Annotated in this window: 9 protein-coding genes; 1 reads left to right on the forward strand and 8 read right to left on the reverse strand. The window is 34.7% G+C overall.

What is annotated here, in order from left to right; all coding sequences use genetic code 11:
• Window positions 1-65 precede the first annotated feature (65 nt).
• The 4 genes from H593_RS0107560 to H593_RS0107575 all read right to left on the reverse strand — a co-directional run bounded on the left by H593_RS0107560 (window position 66) and on the right by H593_RS0107575 (window position 8,745).
• The gene (locus H593_RS0107560; protein ID WP_028871892.1) at window positions 66-1,979 is read right to left on the reverse strand and encodes an OmpA family protein; all 1,914 of its coding nucleotides are present in this window, start codon (window positions 1,977-1,979) and stop codon (window positions 66-68) included.
• Between the two features lie 18 nt (window positions 1,980-1,997).
• On the reverse strand, window positions 1,998-2,900 hold the full coding sequence (locus tag H593_RS0107565; protein WP_028871893.1) for a PorP/SprF family type IX secretion system membrane protein: 903 nt from the start codon (window positions 2,898-2,900) through the stop codon (window positions 1,998-2,000).
• A gap of 68 nt (window positions 2,901-2,968) precedes the next feature.
• Window positions 2,969-7,564 (reverse strand): T9SS type B sorting domain-containing protein, encoded by a 4,596-nt coding sequence (locus H593_RS0107570; RefSeq protein WP_028871894.1) that lies wholly within the window; start codon window positions 7,562-7,564, stop codon window positions 2,969-2,971.
• Between the two features lie 215 nt (window positions 7,565-7,779).
• Window positions 7,780-8,745 carry an endonuclease/exonuclease/phosphatase family protein gene (locus tag H593_RS0107575; RefSeq protein WP_028871895.1) on the reverse strand — a complete coding sequence of 322 codons (966 nt, stop codon included), beginning with the start codon at window positions 8,743-8,745 and terminating at the stop codon, window positions 7,780-7,782.
• A 71-nt stretch (window positions 8,746-8,816) separates the two neighbouring features.
• On the opposite strand from H593_RS0107575, the gene hflX reads away from it, so the two are divergent.
• Window positions 8,817-10,031, forward strand: coding sequence for a GTPase HflX (hflX, locus tag H593_RS0107580; protein ID WP_028871896.1), 1,215 nt, complete (start codon window positions 8,817-8,819; stop codon window positions 10,029-10,031).
• A 62-nt stretch (window positions 10,032-10,093) separates the two neighbouring features.
• Here the strand turns inward: hflX and H593_RS0107585 are convergent, their stop codons facing one another.
• From H593_RS0107585 to H593_RS0107600, 4 genes are all read right to left on the reverse strand, one after another.
• On the reverse strand, window positions 10,094-11,032 hold the full coding sequence (locus H593_RS0107585; RefSeq protein WP_037051759.1) for a DUF3078 domain-containing protein: 939 nt from the start codon (window positions 11,030-11,032) through the stop codon (window positions 10,094-10,096).
• Window positions 11,033-11,165: 133 nt separating this feature from the next.
• Entirely contained in the window at window positions 11,166-11,672 is a 507-nt protein-coding gene (locus H593_RS0107590; protein ID WP_028871898.1) for a DUF2480 family protein, read from the reverse strand.
• A complete protein-coding gene (locus H593_RS0107595) occupies window positions 11,673-11,999 on the reverse strand; it encodes a DUF59 domain-containing protein (RefSeq protein WP_028871899.1) in 327 nt (108 codons plus the stop codon).
• Between the two features lie 6 nt (window positions 12,000-12,005).
• Window positions 12,006-12,428 (reverse strand): SufE family protein, encoded by a 423-nt coding sequence (locus H593_RS0107600; RefSeq protein WP_028871900.1) that lies wholly within the window; start codon window positions 12,426-12,428, stop codon window positions 12,006-12,008.
• Window positions 12,429-12,438: the final 10 nt, after the last annotated feature.

The raw sequence follows: 12,438 nt of genomic DNA on the forward strand, positions 1-12,438 counted from the left end.
TAAAAGCCCTGATTGATTAATTTCAGGGCTTTATATTGTTTATTCAATCATTTAAGTTTTTTTAATTATTGTGCTTGAGGTCCTCCACTAACAATAATAAATTCTGATCTTCGATTAAGTTGATGCTCTTCATCTGTACAATTTGAACCACACTTCACCTTTAATTCATTTTCACCTTTACCCATTCCAGAAATTCTTGACTTATCAATTCCTTTAGAAATCACATACTGCACCGTTGTTTTTGCTCTTCTATCTGATAATTTTTCATTATAAGGAGCGTTACCTCTGCTATCCGTATGCGATGTAGCGTTTATTACTAAATCTGGATATGTATTCATTATTTGAACTAGTTTATCTAACTCAAAAGCTGCCTGAGCCGTTACGTTTGATTTATCAAAATCAAAATAAATAGGATCTAAATTAATTGATTCTGGCCCTACTATCTCTTCAATTGGATCTAAAGCAATTCTCACTTCAACTTCTTCTTCTTCAGAAGCTGAAACTGTAATTCTTTGACTTTCAAAACCATCCCTAGTAACTTCTAATTCTGAAGATTTACCACATTCAACAATAAATTCAACAGTACCATCAGAATTGGTGACTTTTGACAATACTTTATTTCCTTGATCATCATACATCGCGACTGACGCTGCATTAATCGGATCACCCGATTTACTATCTGTAACTGTCCCTGAAATTAAAACATCACATAAAGGCTGTAATTTTTTAATAGCATAAACATCGTCGCTACCTACTCCACCATCTCTGTTTGAAGACACGTAACCCTCTTCTGATTCTTCGTCTAAATAAAAAGCGAAGTCATCTGCATTACTATTAATTGGAATTCCAACATTTCTAATTGGAGCCATTTTACCATCTATTTCTTTTGTGTAAAAAACATCTAAATTACCTAGACCTAAGTGTCCGTTTGAAGAAAAGTATAATGTACTATTACTGCTTATATAAGGAAACATTTCTTGACCTTGTGTATTTACCTTTTGACCTAGATTAACTGGCTCACCTAAAGAACCATCGGTGTTAATACTCGCTTTATAAATATCAAACAAACCATAGCCTCCAGGCATATCTGATGCGAAGTATAAAGTTTTACCATCTGTACTTACTGCAGGATTTTTTACTGAATAATTTTCACTGTTTAAGGCAAAACCTTCTACGTTATTCCATTTACCATCGCTTTTCTTCGCTTTAAATAAATGTAATAAACTGTATCTATATTTTGAAATAGAATCTTTTTCATACTCCTTTTCAAAAAAGCTTTCTCTTGAAAAATACATCGTCTTACCATCTGGAGAAAAGGATACTAGACCTTCATGATACTTAGTATTTACCTTATCTTCCACTAATGCTGCTGCTTGGTAGCTACCGTCATCACTTTTCGCTAATTCATATATATCCAAAAATGGTTCTTCAGTCCAACCATATGTTTTTCGAGACGTATTTCTAGCAGAAGTAATATATAATTTTCCATCTTTAAGGGTTCCTCCAAAATCTGAAAACTTGGTATTAAATTCTAAATTCTGAATATTAAACTTCTTTCCTTTTTCTAATATTTTTGGTAAATAGTCTGGATTGTTATTGTACGCTATTGCTCTATCATCACTAGGTCTCATTTTTGCAAATTTGGCCATTTGAACATTAGACGCCTCGTATTTCCCGTTAGCCTTAAGCATTTGAGAATATTTAAACATCATTTCTGGACTATCAGAACCTTCAAGAGCTTTTGCATACCAGCGTTCTGCCTCTTGAGTATTGAAGACATTATAATAAGCTTCAGCTAACTGACTGTAGACGTAAGAATCTCCCTTACCATTTTCAATTAGTTTAGCATAATCCTCCGCTGCTTCAACAAATTCAAATCTTTTGAAATGTTTATCTGCTTTTTTTGTACTTGCATTTTGAGCAATTAAGCTAAAACTACTTAACGCTGCAATTGTAATAAGTGTTAATATTTTATTCATAATAATTAGCTTAAATGTTTAGAAAAATCTAGGTGAACGTGAAACTTTTTTCGGGAAATTTAAATCAAATAATAGCATAAATTCATGAGATGCAGGTGCGTACCTACTAATGTCTGAAGTCACACTGTCGTAAGCATATCCTACTCTCAATGATGGTGTTATAGCAAAATTAACTAAACCAGAAAAAGAATCATCTAATCTATATGATCCACCTACTTCAAATTTATTCCAAAGTAATGCATTAAGGTTAACATCAAAAGACGTTGGTGCATCAAAAGCCGATTTCACCAAAAACGATGGCTTAAGTTTTGTATTTGCAGATAAATCAAATACATACCCACCTGTAAAAAAGTAATGCGCCACTTCTGATCCAATTTTATTTCCATTAGCATCTAAATGAACAGAATTTAAAATATTAGGAACAGATCCCGCAAAATAATAGCTATCTGTGTAATAAAAGAATCCAGCTCCAATATTAGGTGTCGTAGTGCTTATATTTTCAAAAAATGGATCATTAGGATCTATTAAGTCAATACCTGCTAGACCTATATCATGAAATGTAGCTCCTGCTTTAAGCCCAAAAGCCAAATTGTGTTCTCCTCCTAATTTTAATGTGTATGAAAAATCCACATAAGCATTAGTCTCTTTAACGGGTCCTACCTCATCAGAGATAACAGATAAACCTAGTCCTACTTTCTCACCTATTGGAGAATGCGCAAAAAATGTTGCTGTTTTTGGAGCACCATCAATACCTGCCCATTGTGTACGATAAAGCAATCCAAAAGACAAATTCTCTTTAGAACCTGCGTATGCTGGATTGATTACATTCATATTATACATGTACTGTGTATATTGAGGGTCCTGCTGTCCATACACCTGTGTTGCTATGAGCAATACAATAACGATATAAAAATTTTTCATTTGTTAGTTGTTTGATTTTAGTTGTTTGGTCGAATTCGAGAATTCTTATTGTGTTTATTAATTGGTTCTTATTGTTGGCGTTGTATGTAAATCCAAGCGCTTCTTTGTTTACCATCTTCATATTCCATTGTATAGAAATAAGTTCCTACTGGTAATTCATCACCCTCGTTTGTTTGACCAAACCATTCGTCAGTATAGTTTGTTTTAGAATACACTAATGTTCCATTACGATTAAATACCTCTAGTTTACTTACATCGTAGCTACTTAAATCAAACGTATCATTCATCCCATCTCCATTTGGAGAAATACCTTGTGGAATAACACAGCTTTCTAGCTCTATTATATCTTGACTTATAATATTAGTACATTGAGTAGCATCATTAAATGTCACTTCTATTTCATATAAACCTGCTTCGAGTACAGAAAGCGTTAAACTATTCTCTCCAGTAATAATACCACCATCTTGGTACCAAACAATAGTCACTTCAGACTCTGAATAGTTATTTGCTGTTGCAGTTATTAGAATTGGAACCGTTGCATTAGGACACACCTCATAATCAAAATCTGTTGTAAATGAAGTACTCGGTAATGGTCTTACAATTAGATCGATAGACACTACTGTGAAACAATCAAACGCAACGTTACTTTCTACACGTACCCAAATCGTTTGAGATGTACTTGTAAATAAAAGTGCAATTGGACTTGTTGCTGTGTTTGCATCTGTTTCCGAAGCATAATAAGAGACTGTAAAGTCTGCTGCACTTTGACCATCTAAGACATTAATACTATGTGCTGCTAAATCAAAATCAGCACTTCCATCTGTATCATCATCACACACTTCTAACGGAATGCTAGTGGCTGTTGGTGTTGGGCCAGATATTATTAAATCAAAACTAGCTGTTGCGAAACAAAACTGAGCATTTGCATCTTCAATCCTAACAAAAATTGTTTGTGGGTTTGAAATATTAGTATAAGGAGATGTTAATGCTCCTGAGTCTGCTTGAGCCTCTGCTAAAGTTAAGTGATAAGTCACATTAAAATCTGCTGCAATTTGTGCTCCTAAAACTCCATCAGTTCGTATTTCTAAATCAAAGTCTTCGATCTCATCTGCAGAACTGTCATCACAGGTAATAATATCATCAACAGTATTTGCTACCGGTTCTTGACCAAAATTGACAGTTACAGAGTCTTGAGCTTGAGAATCACATTGCTCATCATATGCAATTACCGTATATGTGCTAGAACCTGTAATAATTAATGTAGGCCCAGATTCCCCGTCAATAATAAAGCCATCATCATACCACTCATAAGTGTCAGCAAACGGAGAATCTGCATTTAATTCAAAGTCTGCGAATCCACAAAAGTTTTGATCTGCTCCTAAATCGACTTCTATTTCTGCCGTAATATCACCGTCACTATCGCCTCCTGTATTTGTTTGACTAATTGAAATTGTTCCTGGATCGTCAGAAAAATTAGTCACCAATAATAAATAGATTTCTCCTGTTTGAGCGTTATCAATTGTTAAGTTTTCTACAGAAACAAATGAATAACTACAATCTACAATATTTCCAGAAGGATAAAAATCTGGATCACCTGTGTTATTAGGACAATCACCTGGATTTGGACAACCTACATCTAAGCCATCACAGGCCCCTTCTAAATCACTAAATGGTCCCCAAAGCACGAAATCAACATCTAAGCCATTTCCAGCTTCATCTACTTGAGAGATTTCTATTTCAATCAATCCAGGTTCACCAATTTGAATAATACTCCAAGTTGGGTTTGGAGCAGAAAAGAGACAAGCGATATCTGTTGGATCTGGAATACCAATAATATTAGATGTTGTTAAAGCCCCTCCTTCTTCTGCGCAAAAGTTTTCAGCATTTTCACAAATAATATTAGTTGGTGCTTCTTTTATACATAAATCAAATGTTGTCGTTTCAGCATTATTTCCTCCTGAAAACACTCTAACATAGTACGTATTACCTACGACTAACTGAGGTGTTACACTTGCTGTACCATCTGTACATTCTATTTCTACTAAATTATCACAATCGCCTTCGTATAAAGCATGATCTGTATTGAAACCTCCACCAGCGATATTCACGATTGAAATTAATTGTACTTCATTTAATGCTGTAAATTGAAACCAAACATCATCATCTGGATTTCCACCACAACTTCCGTTAGGCACACCAGAGTCTGTTGCCTCAATTAATGTTCCTGCTGTAACTATATCGCATGATTGGTCATCATTTACTACAGCAACCACGGCACCACAAGGGTTATCATTTTCTGGAGGACAAGCTAATAATTGAATTGGGCTACTATTAATTACACAATTAACATCTTGATCGTTACTCACCGAAACGACAACATCAACCAAAAACGGGAATGGCCCAATTTGATACGTTCCAATTGCAGTAACTGGCACTGTAGTTCCATCACTGTTATTAGATATTGTTAATGATGTAGCGTCTCCAAGATCTGTAATATTAACATCAATTAAAAATTGATCTCCATTATCACAATCATCAATCACTTGATATGTTGCTATTGGATTCACGCATGTAGCGCAGGCTACTGTGAAATCTATACCCTCTGTAAACGAACCAGATTCGCAACTCACAGAACCATCTGAAGTTATTTGAATTGTAATAATATCTGTAATAGATTGAAACGTTAAGCCATCTAGCACTCCATCGTTACCTTCATCATTATACAACACCGTTCCATTTCCGTCAGTCACTAATAAAAAATCAAAAGGCGCACCTTCTATTTCTCCTGTATTTATAGTAAGGTTTAATGCTGCCCCACCAGAACTCGTATATGTAAATATTTCTGAATCATTATTTCCATAGCAAATAAAACTATTGGTAGGTCCTACTGCGCAGTCTACATCAAAATTAGTTTGAATAGTTGTTGTGAAATTTGATGGTCCAGACCATATACTAAATGTTCCTCCGCCACAATCTGCTCTAACCCATACTTCGTATTCCGTAGAAAAATCTAAACCAGAAATACTAACTGAAGGTGTTGCAATGGTAGTTCCAGGACCCGAAGGCTCTCCTGTTCCCACTGGAACAACAACATATTCCCATGAGGTTTCTCCATTATTAGCAGTCCAACTTATATCTGCAGATGTTCCTGTGATATTAGCTACTGTAATTCCACTAGGTGGAATACAAAAGTTTCCACATGATTCTACTCTTATAAAGTCAATAGACATATCTCCTTCAAAACCTGTACCTGCTGCTCCATAACTAAATTCTAAATATATAACTTGACCTAAATACGCGTCTAAATTAATACCCACTGGCACCCAAGCTTCTGTATCTGTAATTTGTAAATCTCCAACCCATGCGAATACGTTTGTGAATGGACCTGCTGGATCATTAGAAATGCCGACATTAAGCGTTCCCATATCTTCGCCAAAAGCATGGAAAAAGAAAGAAAGCTCTGCACCATCTATTGCCGCAGATAAATCAATTGCTGGACTGATCGCTGATGCGATAGCCGTAGCACTGCCAGATGCTTCATACTCCATATGTGTTCCTGTCCCTCCATCAAAGGTGTTCGCAGGACCTGTACCAAATGAATTGGCACCTGCTGCGGTTATGTCCCAATTTCCATCAGTACCAGAAAAGCCAGTTCCTGTCCAACCTGAAGGCGGATCTTGATCAAAGTTTTCAGTGAAAATAAACGAAGAACTTCCTGCAGCACAGGTTACTCCTACTGGAGCAGGTGGTGGCACATTTAATGTTGAGAAATTAATTGGGCCAACCCAGTTACTAAATCCGTCTGCACCACAATCACTTCTTACGTATACTTCGTAAGCTGTGCTTGGTGTTAATGTTATTGCATTATAAGGATTATTATCCATTGTAGATATTCCCGCACCAGTTGGTATACCAGTACCCGCTGTTTGCACAGCTATTCCCCAAGTTGTTTGTGCTCCACCAGGAACCCAACTTATATCTACTGAATTTTCTGTGACTGCTGCAATTGTAATTCCTGAAGGCTCTGGACAAGTCACTTCAAAAATTGAAACCGTATCAAAAGCGACACCTTCATCCTGAACTGAACCATCAGACCCAAAAGCAATTCTTAAAATTACATTAGTCTCACCGCCTAATCCGTTTAATGCGTGTCTTGCAACTAACCAACCCGCTGAACCAGAAGCACCTCTCCCTGTCCAACCTTCTTGTTGTCCTCCCGGGTTTCCAGCTATAGAATTATCATTGTACCAATTATTTGAATCACCATTTGCACCTACGTTTTGCCATGTTGCACCTCCATCTATTGACGATTGTAGAACCATACCATCCCAACTGAATTCCGAATTCCACCAAACACTCAATTCAATAGATGGAGAAACCAATGAAGACAAATCAAAAACTGGACTTGTTACAATACCATTTTCATTTGCAACATAATCACCTGTTAAATTTGTGACCCATGCGTTTGCACCTGAGTCTGCCGAATTAATAACTGTTGCGGCTGGTGTTCCTAAAGCCCAAGACCCTGGATTAGCTGCATCTACGACCCAACCTCCATCGCCTGACTCAAAATCCTCAAGATAAGGATAAGCCGTAATTTGTGCATCAGCACACCAAATTGAAAAAACAAAAATAAATGGTAACGAGAGTAATATTTTTTTCATATCAAAAAATGCTGTTAATCAATCTAAATAATTGATAATTAATATCTTAAAATTAGTCACTGGGGCAGAACTGACGATCTTAAACAAAATTAGTCTAACAAAGAAGACTCCCACAAGAACCGAAGATAAAAAAAATGGCAGTTAACAAACTGTTAACATTGGTATAATAGATAAAAAGCAATTATCATCGGTAAAAAGAAAAAGTTTTTTTGAACTTAAGGTTTCGTCATATTTAATTGGATATAAACGGGAAAGTGATCACTATAACCTCCTTTATACTTTTTACCTGCATAAGTTCTAAATGGCTGACCTTTAAATTTTCCTTTATTTTGTTTTAAAAATGCTTCATCAAAAATATTAGCTTCGTCAAATTTGAGAGCATTCATTTCAGTTTCGAAAAAATTTGTAGAAAACAATATTTGATCAAAAATATTCCATTTAAAATTATGGCTAACACTACCTCTACTATAAGACATTAATGTGTCCATAGGATTATAAAGCTCTCCTGCCTTAGATAGAAACTTAAGGCTCTCGTTACTTGGGTTATCATTAAAATCTCCCATCACTAATATTTTAGGATTTAAATGGGCTTTTTTAAGACTATCCATAATTTCAACCACTTTTTGAGCAGCTTTTGCACGTTTAGGCTTAGACTCCAGTTCCCCTTCCCTTCTTGAAGGCCAGTGATTGATGATAAGGTGCAATTTTTCAGAATAAAACATTCCAGATACTAATAGAATATCTCTTGTATAATCTTGCTCACCTTTATGATCTTCTAAATATACCGAATATGTTTTAGAATCTTCAACAATGAATACGGATTTATCATAAATCAATGCCACGTCAATACCACGCTCATCTTTAGAATCGTAGTGAACAAACCCATAGTCATAGGGCTCTAACTCTTTACCTTGTAATAAGTCTTGAATAACCTTTTTATTCTCAATCTCTGCCAAACCAACAATTGCAGGTGGTTTTTGAGTATCATCAAAACCAATTTTAGAGATCACTTGTCCTAGTTTATAAAGTTTTTCCTCGTAGCGCTTTTTTGTCCAGCGTTTTTCTAAACCTAGCAAGAAATCACCATCGTGTTTTGTCGAATCATTATGTATATCGAATAGGTTTTCGAGATTATAAAATGCAATAGTATGTGCTGATGTTTTTAATTCTTTGGGTTTCACGATACAAATTTAAGTTTTAAAATGCAATACACGAACGTTCAATTATGTAACTTTGTTTTTTACTGAAATTTATGATTGAAAAAAAAAATATAGCCTTAGAAAAAGCAGTACTCATTGGCGTCGTTACTAAAGCACAAAACGAAGAACAGTCTAATGAATATTTAGATGAATTAGAGTTTTTAACTTACACAGCTGGTGGAGAAGTTTCAAAACGATTCACTCAAAAAATGGACATGCCAAACCCTAAAACTTTTATAGGTACTGGTAAAATGATTGAGGTACAAGAATACATTGAAAATAATAACATAGGAACTGCTATTTTTGATGATGAACTATCCTCGGCTCAAGAGCGTAATATAAGCAAAATATTAGGCTGTAAAGTACTAGACAGGACCAACCTCATTCTAGATATATTTGCTCAACGTGCAACGACAAGTTATGCACGTACTCAAGTAGAATTAGCGCAATGTGAATATTTGTTGCCTAGACTAAAAGGAATGTGGACTCACCTTGAAAGACAAAAAGGTGGTATTGGGATGCGCGGTCCCGGTGAAACAGAAATAGAAACAGATAGACGTATTGTTCGTGACAAGATAGCCTTGCTCAAAGCAAAAATAAAAATCATAGATAAGCAAATGGCTGTGCAACGGGGTAATCGTGGCAAAATGGTTCGTGTTGCTTTAGTTGGTTATACTAATGTTGGTAAGTCTACATTAATGAATGTTATTAGTAAAAGTGACGTTTTTGCTGAAAACAAACTCTTTGCAACACTAGACACAACGGTTAGAAAAGTTGTTATTCAAAATCTTCCATTTTTGCTAACAGACACTGTTGGTTTTATTCGAAAATTACCAACTCAATTAATCGAGTCTTTTAAAAGCACATTGGATGAAGTAAGGGAAGCTGACTTATTACTGCATATTGTAGATATTTCTCACCCAAATTTTGAAGAACATATAGACTCAGTAAATAAAGTTCTAGGTGAAATTGACAGTTCTAATAAGCCTACAATCATGGTGTTTAATAAGATTGATGCTTACGAGGCAGAACCTTTTGATGATGACGACTTGGTTACAGAAAGAACCTCATTACATTACTCGCTTGATGAGTGGAAAAAAACGTGGATGAATCGTGTTGGAAACAATGCGCTATTTATTTCTGCATTGAACAAAAAGAATATTGATATATTCAAAAAACGCATTTATGACGAAGTAAGGGAGATACATGTCACTCGTTTTCCTTACAATAACTTTCTATATCCAGATTATTCTGAAGAGGAAGAATAACTCCTTAAAATTAAAAAGCACCTCTATGAGGTGCCTTTTAATTTATATAAAACTAGTACATTTTAGAATTTGTAAGTCAATCCTAATGTATAATACGTTTGTAAACCGTTCTCTACATTATCAAAGGTTGGAGTATCTGCAAGAACACCTGTAAAATTAGACTGAGCAAAATTTAATGCTTCTTGTTTGTTACTTCTTAATCCAAAGTCAAAACCAACACCAATCATTTTCCAAAGGGTATAGCTAAATGAGTTTGTCCAAGTTACGTTAGATAAATCTCCACTCTTATAACTTTGAAACATAGATAAATTAGATTTAAAACCTATAGCCCCAATTTGACGTGTATAATCAGCCATGATTTTAGCTCCTAAAGACGACTCAAATACAGTATCATTATCAGCAAAAACGAAGTTGTAGTTTAATGGGTGAATCACAATAATTAGATTTTCTATTGGCATCCAAGCCCCACCAATACCAACATCTAAATATCCTGGTTCATTAAAGTTACTTAACACAGTTGTTCTATATTCCATTAATGCAGAAGCTGCTAATTTAGAGGTAATATTTCTCCCGTACAAAGAAGAAATATTAAATATATCTGTTGTAGGTTCAAAATCTTCAGAGTCGAAATCTGAATCTTTATTATCTAACTTCACCCAACTAAAATTAGTTGTTAATGAATTTCTCCAAAAGTACTTATCTTCAATTTTATTAGCAAAACCATTAAATGTAATACCAATATTACCCGAAGTGTTATTAGGAGCTCCTTGAGAATACCAATTATTAAAGTTAGATAAGCTTCCTCCAACAACACCAAACCCACCTATTCTCCATCCTGGAAGTACGTCTATTTGGCTTTGTAAAGCGTCTGCTTCTGCTTGTGCCGCATCAGCAATTCCTTGTTTTTCTGCTTTTTGTATTTGTAGTTCTTCTTTTGTTTGAGAAAAACCAAAAGCCATTGACAAGAACAATGTTGTTGTTAAAAGTAATTTTTTAGTCATAATCTTAATGGTTTATAATATATTAATTGCGCAAATATAATTCATTCCTTAATTATTCCAAAATTCGCTTTAAGCTCATCAGGTAGTTCTTTTATTAGATACTACTTTAAAATAAAGTCACAAGTGAAGTTGTTTATTTTCTTTTGAATAATGGAACCGAAGAACACGCCTCACCATACATAATGGATTTAGCTACTGGTTTTAATTTGCTGGTTAACATAATATAAGCATTTGAAGGTACTGGCTTATGAGCACACCCTTTTATAATAAGCGGTTTATCGTGATAAGGCTCCACGTCTAAACCATTAATAATATCTTGATAAATTGACGTTTCAAGAGACTCTAAATCTCCTACATTAACTTTTCTAGCATACGGTTGCAATTCTATAGTCAATAGCATATAAGCCCAGGCGGGAATTATGGCATCTGTAGAACAAGTTAAAGCTACAAATTGATTTTCATGTTTTGACCAATTATAATCAGTAACCAATTGCCTGAAGTCTTTTTCTCTTAAAACAAAACCTTCATACAACCAATCTTTGATATCAAAAATAATGCGCTCACCTTCTGGATAGTAGTCCTCAAGATCCACTACCATTAATTTACTTAAGGCAACTCTATTTATAATTTCCTTACCCATTTACAACATTCCTAATTCTAATTTAGCCTCGTCGCTCATTAAATCCTGAGTCCAAGGCGGATCAAAAGTAATCTCAACCTCTGCTGTTTTAACATCGTTTAAAGATTTTACTTTTTCTTCAACTTCTAATGGTAATGTTTCTGCCACAGGGCAATTTGGAGTCGTTAACGTCATTAATATTTTAACCTCATAATCTTCATTTACAAAGACATCATAAATAAGACCTAGCTCATAAATGTCTACTGGTATTTCTGGATCAAAGATTGTTTTTAAAACGCGTACTATTTTTTCACCTAATAGGTTCGTATCGATTTTTGTATCGCTCATTTTAAATTAATTTAATTGTGTTTGGTATGCAAGAGCATACATTTTAATTTGTTTTATCATACTTACCAATCCGTTCGCTCGTGTTGGTGATAAATGTTCTTTTAATCCAATCGTATCGATGAACTCGGTATTACCCTCTATAATGTCTTTTGGATGCTGATTAGAAAATACTCTAATCAATATAGCTATAATACCCTTGGTAATAATAGCATCACTATCTGCGGTGAATTCAACTTTATCATTATTCATATTGGCATGTACCCAAACTTTGCTTTGACAGCCTGTGATTATGTTGTCATCCGTTTTGTATTCTGAGCTAATAAGAGGTAAGGTTTTGCCAAGATCAATCATGTACTGATAGCGTTCTTGCCAATCATCAAACATTGAAAATTCTTCGATTATTTCGTTTTGTATTTCTGTAATTGTCATTTTTATATTT

This window comes from Psychroserpens burtonensis DSM 12212 (genome assembly GCF_000425305.1).
Taxonomy (GTDB): Bacteria; Bacteroidota; Bacteroidia; order Flavobacteriales; family Flavobacteriaceae; genus Psychroserpens; species Psychroserpens burtonensis.